Genomic DNA, 24,669 nt, shown 5'->3' on the forward strand with positions numbered 1-24,669 from the left:
CGCCGCATCGGCCCTGGCCTGCACCGGCGACGGTGCCCAGTCCAGCATCCCGGCGCGCGACGAGGTCGAGGCCTTTCTCGCCGCCGCGCCGGCCGCGGACGCCGGACGCGTCGCCGCGCTCAGGGCGCGCTGCGGCCTGGCCTGATCTCCCCGACTCCCGAGCACAACGATGATCGACCCCTACGACAGCGAATATCCGGAAACCGGGCCCGAATCCGGTGACGCGGACGTACGCACCGAGTACAAGTTCTCCCACGTCACCACCGGGCGCTACCTGCCGACCCCGGGCAAGGCGCCGGAATGGCCGTTCGCCGACATCGGCGAATGGATGATCGACCCCGGCGCCAGCGCCGGGGACTGGCTGCGGGAGCTGCGCGACTGGCGCCGCGAACACCTGGTGCGGATCGGCTACAGCGACCACAACTATCGGCATCCCGACCTGCAATGGGCGCAGCGCAATTTCGTGCACGCGCAAATGATGGTGGAGGACCGCTACTTCTACGACCCCGAGCAGGGTTGCTACACGGTCGACCGCTACCTCGACGATCTGCAGGCGCGCTTCGGCGGCATCGACTCGGTGCTGATCTGGTACGTCTACCCGAACATCGGCATCGACGACCGCAACCAGTTCGACCTCGCCGCCGACATGCCCGGCGGCCTGCAGGGGCTGCGCGAAGCGGTGGACGCCTTCCATCGCCGCGGGGTCAGGGTATTCCTGCCGGCCAAGCCCTGGGACCACGGCACCCGCGATCCCGGCGTCAGCCACTGGGATGGCCTGGCCGAGGTGGTCGAGGCGGTCGGCGCCGACGGCATCAACGGCGACACCTTCAACGGCGTACCGCGTGCGTTCTTCGACGCCTGTCAGGCGCGCGGCCGCACGGTCGTGCTGCAACCCGAATCGACGATCAGCTCGGAAGAGCAGCTGATCTGGAACGTGCAGAGCTGGGGCAAGAAGGCGCCCGACCGGACCGTGCCGCCGGTCGCCAAGTGGAAGTGGCTGGAGCCGCGCCACATGATCAACTACGAGAACCGGTGGGGCCGCAACCGCAACCACGATCTGCAGTACTGCTTCTTCAACGGCATCGGTTACAACGCCTGGGAGAACATCTGGGGCATCTGGAACCAGTTCACCCCGCGCGATGCCGAGAGCCTGCGCCGGATCGCCGCGATCTACCGCCGCTTCCCCGACACCGTGGTCAGCCGCGACTGGGCGCCCTACCAGGCCACCCGCCAGGCCGGCGTGTTCGCCAGCCGCTTCCCGACCGCGCGGCGCACGCTGTGGACCCTGGTCAATCGCAACGAGTACGAGATGGAAGGCGAGCAGCTGGCGATCACGCATGTCGACGGCACCCGCTACTACGACGTCTGGAACGGCCGCCTGCTGGCGCCGCGGATCGAGAACGGACAGGCCCTGATCGAGCTGCCGCTGGAGGCGCGCGGCTTCGGTGCGCTGCTGGCGGTCCCCGGGACCGTCGATGACCCCGGTCTCGACGCCTTCCTCGCCGAGACCGCGCAGCGCGCGCGGACGCCGCTGCACGCGTTCGGCAGCGGCTGGAAACCGGCGTTGCAACAACCGCTCGAGATCGCGCCGACCGCGCCCGTGGCCGAGCCGCCGGCCGGCATGGTCGCGATTCCCGGCACCGAGTTCGACTTCAAGGTCCAGGGCATCGAGATCGAGGGCTTCACCTGGGCCGGCCTCGACGTGCAGTACCCGTGGGAAAACTGCCCGCGCCGCCATCACCGGCGGCGGATGCGGATCGCCCCCTTCCACATCGACCGTCATCCGGTCACCAATGCCGCGTTCAAGGCCTTTCTCGACGCCAGTGGCTACCGGCCGCGCGACGCCCACAATTTCCTGCGCCACTGGCGCGACGGCGCGCCGCGACCGGGCTGGGAAAACCGGCCGGTGACCTGGGTGTCGCTGGAGGACGCCCGCGCCTACGCCGTCTGGGCCGGCAAGCGCCTGCCGCACGAATGGGAGTGGCAGTACGCGGCCCAGGGCGGCGACGGGCGGCTCTACCCCTGGGGCAACGACTGGGACGACAGCCGGGTCCCGGCCGCCAATCGCGGGCGCCGGCTGCGGGCGCCGGACCCGGTCGGCGCGCATCCGCAGGGCGCCAGCCCGTTCGGCGTCGAGGACCTGGTCGGCAACGTCTGGCAATGGACCGACGAATACCACGACGCGCATACCCGCGCCGCGGTCCTGCGCGGCGGCTCCAGCTACCGGCCGCAGACCTCGCACTGGTACTTTCCCCAGGCCCACCGGCTCGACCAGCACGGCAAGTACCTGCTGATGGCGCCGTGCAAGGATCGCGCCGGCACGATCGGCTTCCGCTGCGTGGTGGACGCGCAATGAGCGCGGACACGACAACGATGGAGGCAATGGCGCTGACCCCGTTGCCGGCCGCGGCGACGCGTCTGGACGGGCTGCTCGGACAGGCGCTGGAGGCGAACCGTCGCGGTCGCCTGAGCCGCTTCATCACCGGCCCCGACAGCCCCGCGATCGCGATCTTCGCGCCCGAGCGCTGCTGCGACAACGAGGAGGGCGACTGGTACGGCGAGCATGCCGGCAAATGGCTGGTCGCCGCCGCCCGCGCCGCCGCCCGCAGCGGCGATCAGGCGCTGCGGGAACGGGTGCTGGCCGTTGCCGACCATCTGCTGACACGACAGGACGAGGACGGCTACCTGGGCAACTACGCGCCGGCGCGCCGCTTCACCGTGCCGCAACCGCCGAAACCGGAGAGCTGGAACGGCGAACCCGCGCTGCGCACCTGGGACATCTGGACCCACAGCTATCTGGTGCTGGGCCTGCTCGAAGTCCACCGCCAGTTCGGCGACGACCGCCACCTGCTCGCGGCGCGCCGGATCGGCGACCTGTGCCACCGGACCTTCGTCGAGCGCGGCCTGGACATCACCCGCGTCGGCAATCACCACGGGATGTCGGCGACGGTGCTGATCGACCCGGTGGTCGAGCTGTATTTCGCCAGCGGCGAGCGCCGCTATCTGGAGCTGGCCGAAGCCCTGCTGGCCCAGGCCGAGGCGCAGCCGCGACTGGCGCTGCTGAGCCGCCTCGCCGAGGGCGCCGACGCGTCCGAGATCGCCACCGGCAAGGCCTACCAGCTGTGCTGGAACCTGGTCGGGGTCGCCAAGCTGGCGCGCGCCAGCGGTCGCGATGAACTGCGGCAGGCGGTCGAACGGCTGTGGACCAACATCCGCGACCACCATCTGAGCCTGGGCGGCGGACCGTTCGGCGGCATCGCCCATCGCTCGCGCGAGGTGTTCAATCCCGGCTTCGTGTTCGACCCCACCGCCTATGTCGAGACCTGCTCGGTGCTGGCCTGGGTGCAACTGAGCCGCGAGCTGCTGCTGCAGACCGGCGAAGCCCGCTATGCCGCGGAGATCGAGCGCAGCGCCTACAACGACCTGCTCGGTGCGCAGGCCGAGAACGGCGAGGACTGGTGCTACTACTCCTTCGCCAACGGCCCGCGCGTGCACACCCGCTACTGGCGCTGCTGCAAGTCCAGCGGCGCGATGGCGATCGAGGAACTGCAGACGCTGGCCTGGAGCCGCGACGGCGACGCCCTGGTGCTGAATCTGCTCGGCCCCGGCCGCGCGGAGATCGCCTGCGAGGACGGCGCCCTGCGGGTCGCGGTCACCGGCGACTATCCGCTGCAGGGCCATCTGCAACTGCACATCGAAGCGGCCCCCGCGAACCCGGCGGGCCTGCGCTGGCGGATTCCCGACTGGGCCGGCGAGCGGACCGTCAGGCTCAATGGCGACGTCGTCGAGACCGTGGACATGCGCGGCTACGCCGGCCTGGTCCGCCGCTGGCGCGCCGGCGACGTGATCGAGCTTGAAATGGCGATGGCGCCGACCCTGCATCGACGCCGCTATCGCAACATCCAGGAGTCGCGGGCGCCGGACGGCTCGCCGGTGCGGCAGCAGGTACTGCGCCGCGACTACGTCGCGCTGACCCGTGGACCACTGGTCTACGCGACCGGGCTGATCGACGGCTACAAGAACACCGAGAGCGTGCTGCTGCCCGAGCCGGCGCAGTCCGCGCTATCCGAAGCCCCGGCCGGGCGCGACGGCCGCGTGTCGTTGCGACTGGCACCGTTGCATCGGGCAGCGATCGAGTTCCATCCGTACTTCGATCTGGGCGGGCGCGTCGACGGCGGCTGGCGGCTGACCTGGCTGGAGCTGGCGCCGGCGGCGCTGCCTCCCTACGAGGACGACATCGGTGCGATGTAGCGGACGCGCGCATTTTCTGATGCGAGAAGATAGGGCTTCTGGCTGGAAGGCCTCGGAACCGCCCGGCACACTGGGACCGCTCCGCAAGTCCAACGCCAGGGAGGCACGCTCCGCATGACCGACGCCGCGCCATCACCGTTCGATTTCCCGCGCCAGGGGGCGGCCGGCCCGCTGACCGGGATCAAGGTCCTGGACCTGAGCGCCTACATCGCCGGTCCCTACGGCTGCACGCTGTTGGCCGACCAGGGTGCGCGGGTGCTGAAGATCGAACCGCCCAGCGGCGACAACCTGCGTCGTTATCCGTCCACCCTGGACGCCGAGAGCCGCGCCTTCGTCGGCGTCAACCGCTCCAAGCGCGGTCTGGTGCTGGATCTGAAGGACGAGGGCGACCACGCCCGCCTGTTGCGCCTGGTGCGCGAGGCCGACGTGCTGGTCCACAACTTCCGTCCCGGCGTGCCCGAACGCCTGCGCATCGACTTTGCCCGTCTCGCGGCGCTGAATCCGCGGCTGATCTACTGCGCGGTGACCGGCTACGGCGAGACAGGGCCGATGAGGGACAAGGCCGGCTACGACCAGGTCCTGCAGACCATGACCGGCATGTGCACCGAGCAGGGCAAGCCCGGCGGTCCCCCGGAAATCCTGTACGGCTCGGTGGTCGACTACTACGCCGCGGCATTGCTGGCCGGCGGCGTGTCCTCGGCGCTGTACGAGCGCGAGCGCAGCGGCGAAGGCCAGTACGTCGGCGTCTCGCTGCTGCGCAGCGCACTGGCGATGCAGTCGGCGCGGATGGTCCTGGTCGACGGCGAGCCGCGCCGGATCAGCCGCGACATGCGCTCCGGCGGCATCACCGGCCTGCATCCGACCCGCGAGGGCCATCTCTACCTGTCCGCCAACACGCCGCATTTCTGGCGCGCGTTGTGCGAGCTGACCGGCCTGCCCGCGCTGGCCGACGACCCGCGCTACGACAGCGTGCGCAAGCGCGCCGAGCACGCCGCCGAACTGATCCCGCGATTGCACACCGCGCTGTCCGCGCGTTCCGCGCTGGAGTGGGAGGCGCTGTTCGGCGAACGCGTGCCTTGCGCGGCCTCGCGCCGGGTCGACGAGATGTTCGACCACCCGCAGGTGGAGAGCGAGCAACTGCTGGCGACGATGACCCATCCCACCCTCGGCCGTTACACCGGCGTCGCCCGCACCATCAAGTTCGGCCGCACCCCGGGCCCGGAGCCGTTCGCGGCGCCGATACTGGGCCAGGACGACCCGACATGGCGACGCCCGTCACGCACCGGAGATCCGGCATAGCAACGCGCGTCACGCAAGCGCGAACAGACGCTTGACACACCCGCGTCATCCCCGCTCCCTAGCCTCGACCGATCCGATCGAGCCGTTGGGGAGAGATGGCGATGAAATGGCAGGCCCTCATTGTGGGAGCCGCGCTTGCGGCCTTGTCCGGAGCCGCGCCGGCCGGCTCGTACCTGCGCGTGGTGTCCTGGAACACCCTGCACGCGGGCTGGAACAACCACACCAACTGGGACGGCTATGCGGCCCAGGCATGGGAGCGGTACGGCTCCAGCGCTTCGTCCACCAACGGCGTCGATGTCATCTTCGCCCAGGAAGTCATGTACGCCGATGCCGCCGCCGGCATCGCGTCGGCACTGACCGCCCGCAGCGGCGTCGCCTGGGACTACCGGGTCACCGCGGCGATCGGCCGCAGCAGCTACAAGGAACGCTACGCGGTGTTCTTCCGCCCGGACCGCGTCCAGCTGCTGTCGGAATACGTGTGGAACGACAGCGACGACCGGTTCGCGCGCGAACCGCAGATCGTCAAGCTGCGCCATGTCCAGACCGGGGCCGACTACACCTTCATCAACTGGCACACGGTGTTCGGCACCACCGCCGAGCGGCAGGCGGAGATACAGCACATCGCCGACGTGTTCGAGGCTGTCCAGGACGGCAGCGGCAGCGACCAGGACGTGATCCTGGTCGGCGACCACAACCGCGACGCGACCTCGGCGTGGTGGGCCGGCCTGGCGGGGCTGTCGCCGGCGGTCGGCCACCAGGTCAACGAATACACCACGATCAACACCAGCTGCGCCTATGCCAGTCGCTACGATCACTTCTGGTTCCAGGCCTCGTACGTGTCCGAGTACTCGGCCTCCGGCCGCGACTACATCGCCGACATGTGCGCGTTCCGCACCGGCGTGTCCGACCACGCACCGATCTATCTGAAGCTGTATTCCAGCTCCGACACCGACTGACGGCGCGCGGATGCCGACGAAACGCGCCTGGGCCGCGGGCACGGCGGGTCTGGTCGCGGTCGCCGTGCTCGCGGTGGCCGTCTGGCGTCTCGCCAGCGACGGCGGCGAGGTCGCCGTGCCCGCAGTTGCCGTGGGCGCCGTCACCAGCGGGGCGCCAGCGCGGACGGCGCCCGCGCCCACGGTGCCGCTGGAGGTGCTGCTACTGCCCGATGGCGACGTCGAGGCCATCCCCGGATCGGTGCGTATCGGGCTCGCCCAGGTGTCCGTCGACGATGCCTCGGCCGCCGCCCTCGGCGCGGAGGGAGTGGCCGAGGCCGCCGGCGCGACGCGCTATCAGGCACTGGCCACGGTCACACGTTGGGTACCGGCCGCGGCGCAGCGACTGGCCGACGGACGGGTCCGGGTCGGACCGCTGCGACTGCCGGCGGCCGATCGCTACCTGCTTCAGGCCCGGGGCGACGACGGGCTGCGCTTCTATTCAGCGGACTTCGGCGCCGGCGCGGTTCCAGCCACGCTCGCCCCCATGGTCGGCGCAGGCCTGCGGATCCAGGGCGTATCCGGGAACGCCGGGGTGCTGTTGCGACGGGTGGAAGGATCCGATCCGTCCCCGCCATGGCAACGACTCCAGGCCTGGTCCGCGCCGGAGTTGCTGGAAGCCTTCGACGAAACGCCGCTGGCGGTCGCGGACGGGCAGGTACTGGCGCCGTTCGCGCCCGGACCGGTCGATATCGTGCTCGAGGTCGACGGCATCGAGGCCGAGCGCCGCTCGCTGACCCTGCCCGCCGGCCGCGTCACCGGGCTGCGCTTCGATGCGATGAGCCAGGCGGTCGCCGCTGCGGTCTCGATCGAGCTGGAACTGGAGTTCGTCCGCCGCGGCAGCGCGACTCCGATACAAGGGTTGCGGGTGCAATGGCTCGGTGGCCGTGAGCCGCAGGAGCGGATCACCGACGCGAGCGGCCGCGTGCGCTTCACCGGTGTGGACCGTCAACGCGCCCAGCCGTTCAACCTGATCGCATCCACTCCCGCCGGAGGCCTGCCGGAGTGGCCCGAACTGCGGCCCCTGCGGATCGCGGAGGAAGCGCTGGCCGGGACCGGCGCGCGCGGCGAGCGTGTGCGCCACCGGGTCGAACTGGCGCCGCTGCAATGGCTGATTGCGCGCCTGCCGCCGCAACTGCATCAACGGCGACCGGACCGCAACTCGCCCTACCCGATCCACGTGCTGCAACGGCAGCACGGCGGCGGCTGGACCGACACCAGCGCCGACCATTTCATCCCGACCCCGGACGGGCTGGCGGTCTCGATCGCCGAGGCGGGCACCTACCGGCTCGCCTCGGCGCTGTCGCCCTGGCAAGTGCTGGAATCCTCGCCCGCCGGCTTCGGCGAACAGGAACGGCAGACGGTCGACGTTGCCGGCATCCGCGGCGCCGACGTGACGATGAGCGTGCGCCGCGATGGCAGGACGCTCGCCGGCGCGCCCGTGCAGGTCGTCGGTCCGCTCGGCGGTCTGCCGCCGGCGCGGCTGACGGCCGATGCCGGTGGCCGGGTTCGCTTGCCCTCGACGACGGTGCCCTGGGTCGAGGTGGAAGTGCCGGGCAGCGACCAGATCCGGGTGCTGCTGGACGGTCCGCGCGCACTGGCCGACTTCGGGACCGGGCGTTCGCAATGAACCGCCTTCGGGCATGACCATCCACATGGGTCAGACGGGCTGTCCGCGCTCCAGAATGGAACCATCATCGATGACGGAGTGTCCCCTGTGCGATTCGTATCCACCCGCTCCACCCTTGCCCTGGCGCTGGCGCTGGCCCTGGGCCTGGCCGCCTGCGGCCCCCAGAACGGCGGCACGCCGGCCGCGACCGATGCCCCGGCGGCCACCGCCGAACAGATCCAGGACGAATCGCGCCGACTCAACGAATGGTTCGATGCCCAGTACGAGGAGCAGCTCCGGTTCAGCCCGATCCAGCTGACCTTCCTCGGCCGCAAGGAACTCAACGACCAGATCGACGACCTGTCCGAGGCGGGCGCGCGCAAGCGGGTGGCCTGGATGGAAGCCTCGGTCAAGGAAATGGAGTCGACCTTCGACTACGACCGGCTCGACCCGGAAACCCGGCTGTCCTGGGACCTGTGGAAGCACCAGTACGAGGACGCCCGCGACGGCCTGCCGTTCCTCGTCGACGGCTATCCGTTCGACCAGATGAACGGTGCGCAGAACATCCTGCCGATGTTCATGATCAACTTCCACAAGGTCGACGACGAGAGCGACTACCTCGCCTACGTCTCGCGCCTGCAGAAGAGCTCGACCGCGTTCGACCAGTTGCTGCAGATCGGCCGTACCGCCACCGCCCAGGGCATCCGTCCGCCGAAGTTCGCCTATGAAGGCGTGATCGACCAGTCGCGCAAGGTGATCACCGGCGCACCGTTCACCGACGGCGCCGACAGCGCGCTGTGGGCCGATGCCCAGGCCAAGGCCGACGCACTGGCCAAGGACGGCAAGGTCAGCGCCGAACGCGCCGCCGAGCTGAAGGAACAGGCGCGCCAGGCCCTGCTCGACTCGCTCAAGCCGGCCTACGAGCGGGTCATCGCCTTCGCCGAGGAGGAACTGCCCAAGGCGGCCGACGACGCCACCGGCGTCGGCACCACCCATCCCAACGGCAAGGCGTATTACGAGTACCAGCTCAGGCAGAACACCACCACCGCGATGAGCGCCGACGAGATCCACCAGCTCGGCCTGTCCGAAGTGGCGCGCCTGCGCGGCGAACTGGAAGCCCTGCAGGCGCAGATCGGCTTCGAGGGCGATCTGCAGGCCTTCTTCACGCACGTGCAGAACGACCCCAGCCGCCTGTTCCCGAACACCGATGCCGGACGCCAGGCCTATATCGACGAAGCCAGCGCCGACATCGACAACATCAAGCAGCACCTGCCCAAGTACTTCGGCCTGCTGCCCAAGGCCGACCTGGTGGTCAAGCGCGTGGAGCCCTTCCGCGAGCAGGACGGCGCCGCCCAGCACTACTACCCCGGCACGCCCGACGGCTCGCGTCCGGGCATCTACTACGCGCACCTGTCGGACATGAGCGCGATGCCCAAGACCGAGCTGGAGGTCATCGCCTACCACGAGGGCCTGCCCGGCCACCACATGCAGATCTCCATCGCCCAGGAACTGACCGGGATCCCGAAATTCCGTACCCAGTACGGCAGCACCGCCTATTCCGAAGGCTGGGGCCTGTACTCGGAATGGCTGGCCAAGGAGATGCCCGGCACCTACCAGGATCCGTACTCCGAGTACGGCCGGCTGATGTCCGAGATGTGGCGCGCGATCCGCCTGGTGGTCGACACCGGCCTGCACACCAAGGGCTGGACCGAGCAGCAGGCGATCGACTATTTCCGCGCCAACAGTTCGGTGCCCGACGCCGCGATCCGCTCCGAGATCCGCCGCTACCTGGTCAATCCCGGCCAGGCCACCGCCTACAAGATCGGCATGATCCGGATCCAGGAACTGCGCACCAAGGCCGAGGGCGAACTGGGCGAGGCCTTCGACATCCGCGGTTTCCACGATGCCGTGCTCGGCGGCGGCGCACTGCCGCTGGACATGCTGGAACAGCGTGTCGACCTGTGGATCGCCGGGCAGAAGCAGAAGACACAGGAAGCCGCATGATCCCCGGCTCCGGCTGGAAAGCGCTACGCCCGGCAGCCTTGCTGCTGCCGGGCATGCTGCTGGCCGGCGGCCTCGGCGCCGCGCCCGGCAACGGCTTCGACCTGCGCGTCCCCGAACCGCCGACCGCGGTCCGGGTCGAGGATCGCGCCGTGCTGGGCTACGAGCTGCATCTGACCAACTACGCCTCGCACCCGCTGGACCCGGTCCGGGTCGAGGTGCTGGCCGACGGTGAGGTCCTCGCCCGCTACGAGGGCGCGGCACTGGAAGCGCGGATCGACCGTTCCGGTCTGCAACGCGACGCGGAAGCCGGCGCGGCGATCGCGCCCGGCCGCCAGGGCATCGTCTTCATCGACATCGGCATCGACGCTGGCGATATGCCATCCGCCCTCGTCCACCGGGTCGCCTTCATCGGCACGGACGCCAGCGGGCCCCTGCAGGAGCGAACGCTGGAGGGCGGGTCCGCCGATGTCGCCACCGATATCGGCACGGCGCTGTCGCCGCCGCTGTCCGGCGGGCCCTGGGTCGCGATCAGCGACACCGGCTGGATGCGCGGCCACCGCCGGGTCGGCTACGCCCTGGGCGGACGCCTGCGCACGCCGGGGCGTTATGCGATCGACTGGGTGAAGCTGGATACCGAAGGCCGCCGACACCCGGCCGGCAGCATGCTGGCGAGCGATACCTACAGCCATGGCGAGGACGTCCTCGCGGTCGCCGACGGCACCGTGGTGAAACGGTTGGACGGCATCGCCGAACGGCAGCGGCTCGACGAGCGCCTGGACCGCGACCGCGCGCGCCGCGAAGGCAGCGGCAACACCCTGGTGCTCGACCTCGGCGACGGCCGTTTCGCCCATTACGCGCATCTGCGCCCGGACAGCATCGCCGTCGCCGAAGGCCAGCGCGTCGCGCGGGGCACGAAGGTCGCCGAGGTCGGTTTCAGCGGCAGCGCATCGGCCCCGCAACTGCACTTCGCCATCACCGACGGCGCCGAGGAACACGCCAGCGAAGGCCTGCCCTTCCATTTCGACCGTTTCACCCGCCTCGGCAGCTATGCCGACCCGGCACGCGCGGGCCATGCCCGCTGGGCCGATCCGGAGACGACAGCGCGATCGCGAGCCGGTGAGATGCCCGCGCGCGGGGCGGTGGCGCGGTTCTCCCAGGAGCCCGACAGGTAACGGTCAGCCGAGCCGCGACGATCACAGCGGGAACGCACCGAGTCGTTGCCCCTCCTCCGATCTGCGACCGGGGGAGAACGGGCTTTTCAGCGTTTTCCTAACGGAAATCCCGGCTGCGCGCGTCGATCCCGTCCAGCAATGCGTCGACGCATTGCATCCGCTCGACGATCAGGTGCTGGACGCCGTCGACGCGCTCCAGCCGTCCGTCGATCGCCAGCAGGCGGCTGTCGACCAGGACCCGGTGCTGGCGCTCGGCGACGTGGTGCCAGACCACCGCGTTGACCATGCCGTCCTCGTCCTCGAGGGTGACGAAGGTGACCCCGCTGGCGGTCTGCGGCCGCTGGCGCATGCGCACGATGCCGGCGAAGCGCACCCGGCGCCCGTGCGCGAGCGTGGCCAGCTCCGAGGAGCGCCGGAACCGGCGTGCGGCCAGCTGGCGGCGGATGAAGCTCATCGGGTGCCGGCCCAGGGTGGTGTCGGTGGTCGCGTAGTCGGCCTGCATGTCCTCGAACGCACTGGGCACCGGCAGCGACGGTGTCGGCTCGACCGTGGCCGGCACGCCGTCGAACAACGGCAGCGGCTTCTCCACCCCCGACACCTTCCAGCGCGCGCGATGGCGGTGCCCGGCCAGGCCCTTGAGCGCGGCCGCATCGGCCAGCAAGGCCAGGTGACGCGGGTCGAGACCGGCACGGCCAGCGAGGTCGGCGGCATCGATAAAGGAACGCTGCCCGCGTGCGGCGGTCAGCCGCTCGGCGGCATCCTGCCGGAAGCCGGCGATCATTCGCAGGCCCATGCGGATCGCGGGCTGTCCCGCGCCTTCGGGACGCATGGGCTCCAGCGTGCAATCCCAATGGCTGTAGCGCGCGTCCACCGGCAACACCCGGATGCCGTGCCGGCGCGCGTCCTGCAGGATCTGGTCGGGGGTGTAGAAGCCCAGCGGCATGCTGTTGATCAGGCTGGCGGCGAAGGCGGCCGGTTCGTGGCACTTGAGCCAGGCGCTGGCGTAGGCGATCAGGGCGAAGCTGGCCGAGTGGCTCTCCGGGAAGCCATAGCTGCCGAAGCCCTTGATCCGCTCGAACAACTGCTCGGCGTACTCGCGGCTGTAGCCGCGCTCGAGCATGCCGGCGGTCAGCCGCTCCTGGTGCGGCTCCAGTCCGCCGCGACGCTTCCAGGCCGCCATCGAGCGGCGCAGCTGGTCGGCCTCGCCGGGGGTGAAGCCGGCCGCGGTCACCGCCAGTTGCATCACCTGCTCCTGGAACAACGGCACTCCCAGGGTCCGCTCGAACACCCCCTGCAATTGCGGCGGATAGTCGATCGCCTCCTCGCCGCGGCGCCGGCGCAGATAGGGATGGACCATGTCGCCCTGGATCGGTCCGGGGCGGACGATCGCGACCTGGATCACCACGTCGTAGAAATCCTTCGGGCGCAGCCGCGGCAGCATCGACATCTGCGCGCGCGACTCGATCTGGAACACGCCGACGGTGTCGGCCCGCCCCATCATCGCGTAGGTCGGCTTGTCGTCGGCCGGGATCGTCGCCAGGGCCAGGTCGCGGCGCCCGGTATCGCGCAGCAGGTCCAGGCATTTGCGCACCGCGGTCAGCATCCCCAGCGCCAGGCAGTCGACCTTCATCAGCCCGAGCGTGTCCAGGTCGTCCTTGTCCCACTGGATCACGGTGCGCTCGTCCATCGCCGCGTTCTCGACCGGCACCAGGGTGTGCAGCGGATATTCGGAGATCACGAAGCCGCCCGGGTGCTGCGACAGGTGGCGCGGGAAGTCGATCAACTCGCCGGTCAGCGCGATCACCCGTTGCATCAGCGGCGTGTCCGGGTCGAAACCGCGTTCGCGCAGCGCCTCCGGCAACGGCGCGCTGCTGCTCCAGTGATGCAGGGTCGCGGCCAGTTCGTTGACCTGGTCCGGCGGCAGCCCCAGCGCCCGGGCCACGTCGCAGATCGCGCTGCGCCCCCGGTAACTGATCGCGACCGCGGTCAGCGCGGCGCGCTCGCGGCCGTAGCGCTGGAACACGTACTGCAGCACTTCCTCGCGGCGCTCGTGCTCGAAATCGATGTCGATGTCCGGCGGCTCGTTGCGCTCGCGCGAGACGAAGCGCTCGAACAGCAGATTCATCCGCGAGGGATCGAGTTCGGTCACTCCCAGCGCGAAGCACACCACCGAGTTCGCCGCCGAACCGCGACCCTGGCACAGGATCCCGCGTCCGCGCGCGAAGCGGACGATGTCGTGCACGGTCAGGAAATACGACTCGTAAGCCAGCTCGGCGATCAGCGACAGCTCATGCTCGATCAGCGCGCGGGCCTTGTCCGGCACCCCGTCCGGCCAGCGCGTTCGCGCGCCCTGCTCGGCCAGATGGCGCAGCCAGCTGGTCGGCGTATGCCCCTCCGGCACCAGCTCGCGCGGATAGGTATAGCGCAACTGGTCGAGGCTGAAACCGCAGCGGCGGGCGATGCGCACGCTTTCGGCCAGCAACGCGGGCGGATGGATCGCCGCCAGCGCGCGGCGTGTGCGCAGATGGCGCTCGCCGTTCGGGAACAGCCTCCATCCCGCCTCGGCCAGGGTGCAGTGATGGCGGATCGCGGTCAGGGTGTCCTGCAGCGCGCGGCGCCGGCGCACGTGCATGTGGACGTCGCCGGCGGCGACCATCGGCAGCCGGTGGCGCTCGGCCTGCCCGGCAAGCGCCTGCCGGCGCCGCTCATCGTCGGCGCCGCGATGCAGTTCGACCGCCAGCCACAGCCGCCGCGGGAACAGCCGCTTCAGCCATTCGATATCCTGATCCGGACTCGATCGCTCCTGGCACAGCAGGCACAGCAGACCGTCCATGCCGTCGTCGAAGTCCTCGCGCAGGCAGCGGTATTCGCCCTTCCTCGCCCGCCGCCGCGCCAGCGTGATCAGCCGGCACAGCCGCTGGTAACCGGCCAGGCTCTCGCACAGCAGGACCAGCGTCGGGCCGTCCTCGACCCGGAACTCGGCGCCGACGATCAGCGGTACCCCGGTCTCCTTCGACGCCTCATGGGCACGGACGATGCCGGCCAGCGAACATTCGTCGGTGATCGCCAATGCCGCATAGCCCTGCTCGCGGGCGCGCTCGAACAGCTCGGCCGCCGTCGAGGCGCCGCGCTGGAAGCTGAAGGCCGACAGACAGTGCAGCTCGGCGTAGTCCGGCAACGCGTCGACGGCATCCGGCGCGCTCATGCGAACCATCCGTGCAGCATGAACGGGCCGCGTTCGCCCGGCGCGGTGAAGGCCCAGGCACGCTGGCCTTCGCGGGTCTGCACCACGTAGTAGTCGCGGCGCACGTCGCCACCGTCCCACCAGCCCGACTCGATGCGCTCGGGCCCGGCCAGGATGCGCAGGCCGAAGCCGCGCAGCGGCACCGGCTGCGGCAACAACCAGGCCGGGCGCGGCGGCAGCGATGGCGGCAGCAGCGAATCCGGCGCCTGGCCCGACGCCCGCTCGGGCCGGTGCTCGGCCCGCACCGACAGGTCCTGTACCGCGGCGTCGCCGAGCCGCGCGCGCAGGCGTTCGCGCAACTGCTCCCACGGCAGCGCCTGCTGCGGGCGGGTGTCGAACAGGTCGCGCGCCAGTGGCACGAACGGCGGCAACTCCTCGGCGACCAGCACCATGCCGCGGGTGGCGGCCGGCAAACTCAGATGGTCGAGACGGCTGCGGGCCAGATCGAACAGCACCGCGGCCTCGCGCTCGGCGCTGAGCAGGCCCACGGCCAGCTCGCTGTCGGCATGACGCTCGTGCTCGAAGCGCAGCACGAAACGCTGCACGCCGCCGTCGCGCGAGGACAGGAACGCGGCCAGGTCGCCGACCAGGCGACGCAGCGGGAACAGCAGCGCGGTGCTGGACTCGACCTCGTACTCGAACTCGATCCGGGCCTCGAAGCGGTCCGGCGGCTGGAAGTAGCGCAGCGGCGGCGACTGCCGTCCGCGCATCGCGTCCAGTTGCGCGAGCACCTCCGGCGGAAAGCGTCGCACCAGGCTCTCGCGCGCCAGCGCGAACACCGCCCCCAGCGTGCGCAGGCCCGAGCGCGCCAGGGTCGCGACCACGTTGCGCGGCAGGCCGCTGCGTTCGACCGGCACCTGCGCCAGCGCGGTCTCGACCCGGCCTTCATCGACACCCAGGCCGTCATGGACATGGGCCAGCACATGCGCCGCATGCGGGTAAGGCGCGGCCACCAGCCGGTGACGAAAGCCCAGCGCCTCGAGCTCGCTGCGCAGGCGTCGCTCGATCGCCGGCCAGTCGCCGAACAGGGCGCGGCTGGCGCCGACCTCCAGCACCAGCGCGTGCGGGAAGTCCGTGCAGACCTGCGAACTGAAGCCGTAGGCCCAGGTCGCCAACAGGGTCCAGGCCTGGAGCTCCTGGCGCGGGTCGTGGGCCTGGATCGCGAACTCGCGGGTCAGCACCTGCGCGGCCGAGAGCAGCATGCCGCGACGCAGGCCAAGCCGGCGCGCGGCCGGACTGACCGCATGCAGGACGCGCCGCTGGGCCGGACCGCTCACCAGCGCCAGCGCGGCGTCGGGATCGCTCTGCTGGCGCAGGACCGCGTCCATCGCCAGTTGCGGCAAGAGCAGGCAGGCCCAACGCATCGCGGCTCACTGCGCCAGCGTCAGCGGTCGCGCCGGCACGACCCCGCCGCGACACTTGAGCACCCGCATCTGGCCGGCCTCGACCCGCAAGCGCAGCGGTGCCGGCGACGGATTGCGCGCCTGGCGCGCATCGCGGAACACGAAGCCCAGGCACTGCCCGCTCTCGGCGGCGACCTGCAACCGGCGCAGCGCCTTGTCGTCCGCCTTCTGCGGCCAACACAGCACCGCCGCACAGGCGGCCGAACGCAGGCACTGCTCGGCCGCCCACAGCGCATCGCGGGGCGCGGCCTGCACGACCTGCACGCGGCGCAGGTCGAGCCCGGCCCCGGCCCAGGCCGGCGCATGCGGCCGATACGGCGGCGCGATCAATACCACCCGCCCTCCGGCCGTGCTCAAACGGGCCAGCACGGGCCACAGCAGGGCCAGCTCGCCGACGCCATCGTCCGACATCAGGATCTCCGACAGTCCGGTCGCCGGCCAACCGCCGCTCGGCAGCGCCGCATCCAGCATGGGATGCCCGGTGGGCTGGGCCGATGCCGGCACCTCCACCGTGGCCTGTCCGCGCCAGACACGGCCGGAACCGAGCAGCGAATCGATGGCGACGACCGCCCCCATCACACGGCTCCGGAAGCCGGCAGGGACGCGCTATCAGGAGCTTGGGCAAGCGGCATGGAGACAGTCTCGCGGGCGGATGGCGCACAGCCTGAGACAGCTCATGGTATCTCAATTTAGTAGCAATGCTACTAACAATCTCGACCATTGGTCGGCTCGCGTACCTGGCGACCCCGACGCCGGAATGCGTGCCGCAGCGACCCGGCAAGCGTCCGGGCAGGCGCTCGGGACAAGCATCGGACAGAAAGCGACGGCCCCGGACAGGTGGCTCGCGGACGGGCATCGCATGCCTGGCGCCGGCCGCTCATGCTGCTGTGCGGAACCCGGCACTTGAGCATGCGGCCGGCTCATCGTCCGCCCCATACGAAAACAGCCCCGAACCGTCACCCAGGACAATTCGGAGCTGCTCGTTGGGCCATCGATGCGACCCGATAGTTTGGTGGGCGGTACAGGGTTCGAACCTGTGACCCCTACCATGTCAAAGCAACTAAGAGTTTTTTATTTTCAATCACTTAGTGCTAAAAACGTCTTTATTGGGCCCACCCTGGGCCATCGGAGACGTTGTGGCGCAGATCACCAAACGCGGCGAGTTGCAATGGCGGGCCCGGGTCCGCGTGAAAGGCTACCCCGAGCAGTCGCGCACCTTCATGTACAGGGAGGACGCCGACAGATGGGCCCGGGCCGTCGAGCGCGAGCTGGAGACCTCGGGCTTCGTCGATCGACGCGAGGCCGAGAAGACCTCGCTGCGGGCCGTGCTGGAGCGCTACCAGCGGGAGGTGACACCCGGCAAGAAGAGCGCCGAGATCGAGAAGGTCAAGATCCGAGTGTTGCTGCGCGACCCGGTGCTGCCCAACCTGAAGATGTCGGCGATCTCCAGTGCCGCCGTCGCCGCCTGGCGCGATCGGCGCCTAGCCGAAGTCAGCGCCGGGACCGTGATCCGCGAGCTGGGCATCCTGTCCGCCGCACTCAACCACGCACGCCGCGAATGGGGCATCCATGTCGAGAACCCCATCCGCTACGTCAAACGCCCACCGACGCCACGGTCCCGCGATCGCCGGCTGACCGCCGAGGAAGAGAGCTACCTGTTGGCCGCCCTGGAACAGGCGCCCAGGAAGCCCAACGGCACCTTCGGCAAGGGCGGCTCACGTAACCCATGGATCGCGCCGCTGATCCAGTTGGCCATCGAGACCGCGATGCGCCGTGGTGAATTGCTGGCGCTGGACTGGCGCCACGTCGACCTTCGCCGCCGCACGGCGCACCTGCCGGAAACCAAGAACGGGGACGCCAGGACGGTCCCACTGTCCTCCCGGGCCGTCGAGATCCTGAAGGACCTGCCGCGGGCGTTCTCCGGCAATGTCTTCCCGACCACGGCCATGGCCGTGAAGCTGGGATTCGCCCGCGCCATCAAGCGCGCCCAGGAAACGTACCTGCGGGATTGCCAGAAAGCGCGACGACCGCCCTCCCCCGGATTCCTGGAGGACGTCCACTTCCACGACCTGCGGCACGAGGCCGCCTCAAGAATGGCCGACAAGCTCGCCAACGTGCTCGAGCTCTCGGCCGTCACCGGCCACCGCGATTTGCGGATGTTGAAGCGCTACTACCACCCGCGGGCTGAGGATCTGGCTAAGAAGCTAGGATGATCGATCTACCGTCAAATTGGCGTTGTTCTAGCGCCTGAAGCTGGCACCTGAAAGCCAACGTGTGTCCGTGCTGTAGAGCCCTCTTTGGATTCCGATCAAACTGGGTTACCCGCGCCTCACTCACACAGCCGGCGCAGCAAACTGAATGAAGCGCTGGGGTGATGAGATGGTCAGCGATCGGGTGGCTCGGGAAACGGCAACGTAGAAGAGCTTCGCCTGCGCCTGCCGCTCGTTGCCAAAATGACTCGCGTCGGGAATCATGACATGATCGAATTCCAAGCCTTTCAATAGCAGCGGGGTCGACACAGTGCGCCTAGGCAGCCTGCGGCCTGAGTTACTGACCCGTTGGCGCACTCCGAGACTCGCTGATGCCATTGTCTCGGCGCGGCCTGCAGCAACTTCTGCTGCAGCCCGTTCGGCGTCGCGCCACAGCTCGTTGCGGTAGATCTTCCATCGCGGACGTTTACGGGCTAGCGCGAACATCCGCGCCACGGCCTCCGCACCATTGCCGATGCCCAGACCAGGCACCAAATCCCGCATTGCCTGATGGACGGCTGCGTCCTCTGGATCGGGTGGCTCCACAGGCTTCTTGTGGAAGCAGTCATTTATGAGGCCAGTGAAGGCTCGAAGCCGGCCAGTGCCATCAACAGCCCGGTCCCATGCGGACGCGAACTCGGAGAGTCGTCTCGCGGCAACTTCCTCAATCGCTTGGTAACCGCCATTCGCGGCCTTCGCCAAGCGATAGCAGATGGCCTTGTGGCAATGAATGGCGGCGAAGCTGCCTTCCTTTCCGTCGATGCCCTCGAATAGCGTTCCCATATCGAAGGCGTCGTCGGATTCGCGGTAGGTGATACGCGGATCTGCCAGATCGATCGTCTCGCCCCGCATCAGCTTCACACGGGTCTCGGCAATCCACTGCCCGAGCTCCGGATTCTTGCCAGCCCAGCGATGGGGCGATTCAAGCGTTCCGGCGAACGGAAAGATTGGGTGGATCTCGTTGTCCCAGCTCAGCGTCGCGCCGGCGAACTCGAAGATTCCCTGCATCGGATCACCGAAGATCAGGGTGGGCACGATGCCTGATAGCTCAGTCGCCAGTTGATGTTGCAGGCTATGGCAATCCTGATATTCGTCGATCAGGATCCGGTCATAGGACGCGGCGACGACGTCCCGAACAGCTTTGACCCCAAGCGCCCATATTGCGCCGCGGTAGAGTTGATCCCATTGATCTCCAGTCTGTGGCATCCCCTCGGGCGGTTGGGCTACGCCGGGGAAGGCATGGGCATAGCGCATGCACCAGCCGGCGATGGTATCGACTGCCACCCGGGCGCGCGGAACCCCGAGCCTCTTCAATCTCTCGCGGATTGCGTGCACCCCAGCATGCGTGTGCGTGAGGATCAAGGCGCGCTGCCCCAGCGCAGCGACGTTGGCGATGATCTCGGTCTTGCCGTGGCCGGCCGGCGCAACCACGGCAGCATTTCCCAACGCGAATAGATCGGTGGCGTCAGGCATACAGCCACGCCTCGACCTGAGCAAGCGCCGTCGCCAGTGGCGAGGCCGCATTCTCACTAGCTACGCGCCAAACTAGCGGCGCCAAGCCTCGACCGATACGCTGGTCTTTGAACCACTTCTTTCGGGCAGCTACTTCGGCAATGGCCTCCCGAAGCTGCGCGCCGTCAAGATGGGAAAAAAGCGTCCAGTCTCCGAAGTCGTCCCGGATCGTTTCGATGTCCAAGTCGTCGATCTTAATGACGAGGTTATTGTCGATGGCATCGGCTCCGCGCTCTTCGCGGGCGTACGTCAAAAGCTCTTGAACCAGCTCATCGCTAGCGGCCGAGAAGATTGCCTGTTCAGTGTTCAGTCCCCCACCATACTCGAAAACAGGGACGCCAGACGCTGCGAGTGCAGCCAAGTTCTCAGATGTCAGCAAGGTGTCGGAGTCTCGGTAGATAGCGGTCTCATAGCCGAGGCCCGTCAAAGCCAGAGCCATCGAGCAGGCTTGTTCCCCGTTGCCATCTGCAATGGCTGCGCCTAGTTGCTCGATGGGTCGATTGGCGTGGCGCGCTGGCCAACGCTCGCGCACGCCCAAGAGAAGCCCCAACTCAGTGTTGCCTTCAGACACGAGGATCCTGCGGGCAAACAATGCGCGGGGAGTGAAGCGCATCAGCGGCCGGATGGACTCAGGCGATCTCGGACGTGCAATGGTCGTCACTCTGCCAGGCCGTGCTGTTTGGACCACTCTCAGGCTATCCGCTCCGGCTTCGCCCAAAGCCAGATCCGAGTGCGTGGTCACCAGAATCTGACCCGTAGGATTGCCGGCTTCCAGGGCTTTGGCTTGATCGGCCCTGAGCTGGGCGATGGCGCCGATGATCCGATGTGGCTCGAGCCCGTGTTCGATCTCGTCGATTAGTACGATCGCGCCTTCCGATATGGCAGACTTCTGAATCGCCAGGGTGGCAAGCCGACGCGTGCCAAGCCCCGCTAGCCGCAACGGTACTCCGCCGTCATGCAAGGCGATCGACCCGGACGACAAGCCGGAGCGCCCCAGCTCCAGCCCGGGCTCATAAGCGCCCTCGACATAGGAGCCCAGTCCTTTGGCGAAGCCTTCGGCCAATGCAGCGGCATCGGCCAGCGATTCGATAGCGCCGAGGTTGGCGCTCGCGCGAGCCGCACGGTAGGCCTTTGCCAAGCGCGCCGCGGCTTCTTTTGTGTCGCCGGTCAGCCGAGCCAGCACCGACCCTTGTCCCCAAGCCAGATGCCGGGCGTCTTCTCCCGCAAGCCGAACCAAGCCGAAAAGCGCACGATCGCGATTCGATAGCGTGCGCGGTTCATCTATCCGCTCGCACACCAGCTCCCAGACAGGCTCCATGGTTGCATCAACGGTAAGGCGGACGGTCAGAACCGGCTCGTCATCCTCTTCCGGTTCGTCGCGTATCTCGTCGGCAGAGGTCCATCCGCGAATGTAGAGGCCTAGGCGCTCATCGGATTTCAACCCCTTGGACAACTCTCCGACGGTGGCCTCGATGATGATGGGGTTGGAGGTGTCGCAGGCCAGGAAGTCCGGTTCTGTGAACGAGAACCATCGGGAGGAGAGAGCCGCCTCGGCCGCGTCAAGCAGCGTAGACTTGCCAGAATCACCAGCTCCGATCAAACAGCAAAATGGGGAGCTAGGCTTCCAGTCCAGGGCGGAAATGCCTCGGAAGTTTGAGACTTTGAGCTGTCGAAGCTGCATGTTCTCTCCTAGATGTTCATGCCGACCTAAACTCGACGACTGAAGCCGATCTCAGCGTCACCCGGGCTTCAAGAGGCGGCGTTGAGTCGGCACTGCAGCGCCTTCTCGTATGCAGTCTCGAAGTGCGGGGCAAGCGGCCGATTCATCTCCTTGTGTTGCTCGATCACAATGCCCTTGTCCGAATCCCCCAAGCGCCCCTTGAAGATCAGCCACGAGAAGAGGTGAGGAGTCGTCTGCGTCAACGAGTGCCCCGATTCTTCGGCAAGTTTGCGGGCCTTCATGTCATCTGTGATGACGGCGTGTCCAATCTTCATGGCGAATGCGATGGACGACAGCTCGCCCTTGCCTAGGCGCTTACGGCTTTCAAGTATCTTGATGGCCTGCAGGTCGCCGATATCACACGAATGAGCGGCAAAGCCACCGCGTCCTTGCTCTTGGGAAAGTCGTCGCATGAGCTCTGTTTCGGCGGAGGTCGGTTCCCTTTTGCGGGGCTTCGTCAAGCACTCATAACGCACGAATCTGGTGATACAGAACTCGCATTGCGCCTCCTTGGCGGCTGCGTGCAGGCGGGCCGACGACAGCACGTTCCACACAGAGCACGTATCGGCGACGTTGACCAAATGAAACTTGGACGGATCAATGGCCATGGAGAGTCCGGCCATAGAGGCTTGCGAGCTCGGCCAGCTCACCATGACTGCATAGCAGCGCCTCGGCCAAGCGTCCAATACTAATTACCCCGGCACTGAACCCTTCAAAGCACAGGCCGACATAGTAGTCGGAGAGGCCCAGCTCCAAGAGGTGGGCTTTGCGCTGGCGCTGCGTGGAGTTGAGGCTTTCGGGTAACTCGGGGTCAACTTTTGCTTCACGCGGTACGCGGAGACTGCGAATCCGGTTGTAGACACTCGTATCAATCAGCTTGGCCTCTCTAAGCGCGATGGCGAGAGCAACGCAACTAACGCGCAGATCGTTGGCCCATCTCTGTGCTTCAGCGTCTGACCATAGAGCAGGATCAGGAAGCTGCGCCAAGAAAGCTGGCGGCATGAGGAAGCACGAGGCGAAGCGATTGGCTCGCAGCTCCAGCATGTCCGACCCGCTGGGGTGTTCAAAGCTGACGCTGGCTTCTTGCGCGGAATCGAAGATAGCGTGTGCCATCTCGTGCGCCGCGCTAAACCGCTGGCGATAGATGTCCTCGCTGTAGTTGACGAGAGCACACTTGCCCGCCGCGGGATGCATGATGAAGAGGCCAGAGATACTGGAGTTTCCAAGCTTACGCCGAAAAACATGCACGCCAACCTTCCGAAACTCGGCGTAGATATCGCGTGGCACCTCACGGTCGGAGTATCTCAGCGCAGCTCGGAGGCTGGATGCGGCGACTTCGCCATGTCTCTTAAAGAAATTGCCCGTAGGTGAAAAGGAGAAGGTCTTGAGGGGGCGGCCCAGCTCTCGCATCAAGAAGTCCTCTGTCTCGCACAAATAGAGGAAGTCTTGGACAGCACGGCGATCTTCCTTGGTGAAGTCATTTCCGTGCGCGCGATATAGCGTATCGGTCTGCTCGAACGGAGCCACTTTCTCATTCGATATGAAGAACTTGAAGTCGCAGCGGTAGTGATCCGCCAAGATGAGTACTTCATCACCCGATGGCTCGACTTGACCGGCTTCGATGGAAGTCAGTCGATCGGCGTCAATGCCAGTCGCAGACGCACATTCGACGACGGACTCTTTGAGTTGTCCTCGATACTTGGAAAACTTGGAGCCTAGGGTTTTCAGGTCGATAGACATTGCTCACCATGATATGCAGGATTCCGGATCTATGCAGGGGTCATGCGGACGAGGCCACCTGAACTTGCCCCCCTGAAACGGACGCCAGGACCTAACGATCAACCTAATTGGTATCCGCATACTGGCACCGAAGCGCCGTCTCGATCGCTGAGATCTCTTCTTGCGGACTAGCTGCCCCGTCCGGAATGGCGAGCCTCAAGTCTTGCAATGCCTTGAGCTGTCGCCACGCCTCGAAGTCGTGCCAAGGATTAAGACCCATGACGTTGCCGAGATCGGGGTCGGCATCGGTCGCCTGCTGGGCGATTCGGCCGAAGAGCGCGGCAGCCTCGTTGATATCCCAGCCTTCCACGTACAGCACCAACGCAGCGAACGCCAAGACGGCTGGCGCATGCGGATCACGCCCCCCACTTCTCGTAAAACGACGTAGGGGCTCGTAGTTCTGGCTGATAAAGGCCGCGAGCTGAACGGTGCTCAGGTACCGAGCGCGCAGGGGCGATGGATCGAACACGACCTCGCCCTGAAAGCGCCTTGCAAGGTTGGCCATGCGGTCTGCCGTCGCCCAGATCCGCAGTTCAGCGGCCACCAGCGTTTCGATATAGGAGTGGTTACGGGCGCGAAAGTGTTGCCGTGCGGCCTCACGCCAATCGAAGCCCGGGAGCCTGGCAATCTCAGGTGTCAGCGTAATCGGAGGCGGACCGTAAAATCCTCCAGCCTGCCGAAGAACATCCTCAAGCCAGGTCGGGAGTCTGGGATCGAGCGTCACCGTAAACGTAGAGGACGCCTTCTGAGCGAAAAACCACTCGCGCATGTCGCGAATCGTGCGCTGCGAGAACGAGTTGGTCTGGATGCCGGCACCCACCAACTGCCTCACTGCGCGGGTCAGACCAGTCTTTGCCGAACCGAATTCCACGAGGTTGTCTGGTACCGTGGTGCCGGTGACGCTTGGACGGGCGAAGTCGCACTGTGGGCGATGCGAGGGGTAACGGAAGCACGCCTGCCGCACGATCCGTTTGGAGCCCCGCGTGGAGACGCCTTCTCGCACCAAGTCTGCGCCTAACGTGAAGCACGACGGGCATTCCATGTCTTCGCGTATGATCTGCCGCCACGCGTCCGGAATACCCTCAGGACCCAGGTCAGTACTGTCGACACTGCTGGCCCGCGCCAGCCGACTGAGGACCTGTTCAACGTCCAGCTCCTCACCAGTCGCTTTTGAAAATGCAGTCAGCGGCACGTGTGAATCCTCCCAAAGCTCGATTGAGATTACCCGACACATTATCCCCTTGCCGAGGTGCGTGCGTCGGTGAGAACATTTCGTCGTTCCTGCTGGGGTCAGATCGAACCGTTGGCGTTGACAAGCTGATGCCTGCTCTTGACCGAAGCGGACGTCTACCCTCGTACAGGACCTGCCCTTGCGTTGGGCGCGTAAGGCCTAGCATGCTGCGGCAAACTACTGATATGAACCATGCTGTTACGG

At 67.5% G+C, this 24,669-nt stretch carries 16 protein-coding genes; 8 read left to right on the plus strand and 8 right to left on the minus strand.

Features of this window, described 5'->3' with window-relative positions:
- Window positions 1-169: 169 nt before the first annotated feature.
- The 7 genes from FKV24_RS16280 (at window position 170) to FKV24_RS16310 (ending at window position 11,327) form a co-directional block, all read left to right on the plus strand.
- Window positions 170-2,356, plus strand: a complete 2,187-nt coding sequence (locus tag FKV24_RS16280; RefSeq protein WP_141483119.1) for a formylglycine-generating enzyme family protein — start codon at window positions 170-172, stop codon at window positions 2,354-2,356.
- Complete coding sequence (locus FKV24_RS16285) at window positions 2,353-4,251, plus strand: glycoside hydrolase family 127 protein (protein ID WP_249041062.1); 1,899 nt, start codon at window positions 2,353-2,355, stop codon at window positions 4,249-4,251. The genes FKV24_RS16280 and FKV24_RS16285 overlap by 4 nt, the downstream gene beginning before the upstream one ends.
- A gap of 114 nt (window positions 4,252-4,365) precedes the next feature.
- Window positions 4,366-5,550, plus strand: coding sequence for a CaiB/BaiF CoA transferase family protein (locus FKV24_RS16290; protein ID WP_141483120.1), 1,185 nt, complete (start codon window positions 4,366-4,368; stop codon window positions 5,548-5,550).
- Between the two features lie 143 nt (window positions 5,551-5,693).
- The gene (locus FKV24_RS16295; protein ID WP_211371896.1) at window positions 5,694-6,506 is read left to right on the plus strand and encodes an exonuclease/endonuclease/phosphatase family protein; all 813 of its coding nucleotides are present in this window, start codon (window positions 5,694-5,696) and stop codon (window positions 6,504-6,506) included.
- Window positions 6,507-6,516: 10 nt separating this feature from the next.
- Window positions 6,517-8,172 (plus strand): hypothetical protein, encoded by a 1,656-nt coding sequence (locus FKV24_RS16300; protein ID WP_141483122.1) that lies wholly within the window; start codon window positions 6,517-6,519, stop codon window positions 8,170-8,172.
- Window positions 8,173-8,259: 87 nt separating this feature from the next.
- Window positions 8,260-10,155 carry a DUF885 domain-containing protein gene (locus FKV24_RS16305; RefSeq protein ID WP_249041063.1) on the plus strand — a complete coding sequence of 632 codons (1,896 nt, stop codon included), beginning with the start codon at window positions 8,260-8,262 and terminating at the stop codon, window positions 10,153-10,155.
- Complete coding sequence (locus tag FKV24_RS16310; RefSeq protein WP_141483124.1) at window positions 10,152-11,327, plus strand: M23 family metallopeptidase; 1,176 nt, start codon at window positions 10,152-10,154, stop codon at window positions 11,325-11,327. Before FKV24_RS16305 ends, FKV24_RS16310 begins: the two co-directional genes overlap by 4 nt.
- Before the next feature lie 97 nt (window positions 11,328-11,424).
- Here FKV24_RS16310 and FKV24_RS16315 read toward each other — a convergent pair whose 3' ends face one another.
- From FKV24_RS16315 to imuA, 3 genes are read right to left on the minus strand one after another with little or no spacing between them, the layout of a single operon-like run.
- Window positions 11,425-14,532, minus strand: coding sequence for an error-prone DNA polymerase (locus tag FKV24_RS16315; RefSeq protein ID WP_141483125.1), 3,108 nt, complete (start codon window positions 14,530-14,532; stop codon window positions 11,425-11,427).
- Complete coding sequence (locus tag FKV24_RS16320) at window positions 14,529-15,935, minus strand: Y-family DNA polymerase (RefSeq protein ID WP_141483126.1); 1,407 nt, start codon at window positions 15,933-15,935, stop codon at window positions 14,529-14,531. The genes FKV24_RS16315 and FKV24_RS16320 overlap by 4 nt, the downstream gene beginning before the upstream one ends.
- Before the next feature lie 6 nt (window positions 15,936-15,941).
- Window positions 15,942-16,550, minus strand: a complete 609-nt coding sequence (gene imuA / locus FKV24_RS16325) for a translesion DNA synthesis-associated protein ImuA (protein ID WP_141483127.1) — start codon at window positions 16,548-16,550, stop codon at window positions 15,942-15,944.
- A gap of 560 nt (window positions 16,551-17,110) precedes the next feature.
- On the opposite strand from imuA, the gene FKV24_RS16330 reads away from it, so the two are divergent.
- Complete coding sequence (locus tag FKV24_RS16330; protein WP_141483128.1) at window positions 17,111-18,187, plus strand: site-specific integrase; 1,077 nt, start codon at window positions 17,111-17,113, stop codon at window positions 18,185-18,187.
- 120 nt (window positions 18,188-18,307) lie between these two features.
- Here FKV24_RS16330 and FKV24_RS16335 read toward each other — a convergent pair whose 3' ends face one another.
- The 5 genes from FKV24_RS16335 to FKV24_RS16355 form a co-directional block, all read right to left on the minus strand.
- Window positions 18,308-19,696, minus strand: a complete 1,389-nt coding sequence (locus FKV24_RS16335) for a UvrD-helicase domain-containing protein (protein WP_141483129.1) — start codon at window positions 19,694-19,696, stop codon at window positions 18,308-18,310.
- Entirely contained in the window at window positions 19,689-21,416 is a 1,728-nt protein-coding gene (locus tag FKV24_RS16340) for an ATP-dependent nuclease (protein ID WP_141483130.1), read from the minus strand. The genes FKV24_RS16335 and FKV24_RS16340 overlap by 8 nt, the downstream gene beginning before the upstream one ends.
- A 68-nt stretch (window positions 21,417-21,484) precedes the next feature.
- Complete coding sequence (locus FKV24_RS16345) at window positions 21,485-22,063, minus strand: PIN domain-containing protein (protein WP_141483131.1); 579 nt, start codon at window positions 22,061-22,063, stop codon at window positions 21,485-21,487.
- The gene (locus FKV24_RS16350) at window positions 22,053-23,195 is read right to left on the minus strand and encodes an ImmA/IrrE family metallo-endopeptidase (RefSeq protein ID WP_170288344.1); all 1,143 of its coding nucleotides are present in this window, start codon (window positions 23,193-23,195) and stop codon (window positions 22,053-22,055) included. Before FKV24_RS16350 ends, FKV24_RS16345 begins: the two co-directional genes overlap by 11 nt.
- Before the next feature lie 103 nt (window positions 23,196-23,298).
- Window positions 23,299-24,426 carry a hypothetical protein gene (locus tag FKV24_RS16355; protein WP_141483132.1) on the minus strand — a complete coding sequence of 376 codons (1,128 nt, stop codon included), beginning with the start codon at window positions 24,424-24,426 and terminating at the stop codon, window positions 23,299-23,301.
- Window positions 24,427-24,669: the final 243 nt, after the last annotated feature.

The sequence above is a fragment of the Marilutibacter maris genome, assembly GCF_006546735.2.
Taxonomy (GTDB): Bacteria; Pseudomonadota; Gammaproteobacteria; order Xanthomonadales; family Xanthomonadaceae; genus Marilutibacter; species Marilutibacter maris.

Excerpts from the sequence above, each read along its gene's own strand:
- FKV24_RS16280 (WP_141483119.1), top strand. The coding sequence starts at position 170 with ATGATCGACCCCTACGACAGCGAATATCCGGAAACCGGGCCCGAATCC.
- FKV24_RS16285 (WP_249041062.1), top strand. The coding sequence starts at position 2,353 with ATGAGCGCGGACACGACAACGATGGAGGCAATGGCGCTGACCCCGTTG.
- FKV24_RS16290 (WP_141483120.1), top strand. The coding sequence starts at position 4,366 with ATGACCGACGCCGCGCCATCACCGTTCGATTTCCCGCGCCAGGGGGCG.
- FKV24_RS16300 (WP_141483122.1), top strand. The coding sequence starts at position 6,517 with ATGCCGACGAAACGCGCCTGGGCCGCGGGCACGGCGGGTCTGGTCGCG.
- FKV24_RS16310 (WP_141483124.1), top strand. The coding sequence starts at position 10,152 with ATGATCCCCGGCTCCGGCTGGAAAGCGCTACGCCCGGCAGCCTTGCTG.
- FKV24_RS16315 (WP_141483125.1), bottom strand. The coding sequence starts at position 14,532 with ATGAGCGCGCCGGATGCCGTCGACGCGTTGCCGGACTACGCCGAGCTG.
- FKV24_RS16320 (WP_141483126.1), bottom strand. The coding sequence starts at position 15,935 with ATGCGTTGGGCCTGCCTGCTCTTGCCGCAACTGGCGATGGACGCGGTC.
- imuA (WP_141483127.1), bottom strand. The coding sequence starts at position 16,550 with ATGGGGGCGGTCGTCGCCATCGATTCGCTGCTCGGTTCCGGCCGTGTC.
- FKV24_RS16335 (WP_141483129.1), bottom strand. The coding sequence starts at position 19,696 with ATGCCTGACGCCACCGATCTATTCGCGTTGGGAAATGCTGCCGTGGTT.
- FKV24_RS16340 (WP_141483130.1), bottom strand. The coding sequence starts at position 21,416 with ATGCAGCTTCGACAGCTCAAAGTCTCAAACTTCCGAGGCATTTCCGCC.
- FKV24_RS16345 (WP_141483131.1), bottom strand. The coding sequence starts at position 22,063 with ATGGCCATTGATCCGTCCAAGTTTCATTTGGTCAACGTCGCCGATACG.
- FKV24_RS16350 (WP_170288344.1), bottom strand. The coding sequence starts at position 23,195 with ATGTCTATCGACCTGAAAACCCTAGGCTCCAAGTTTTCCAAGTATCGA.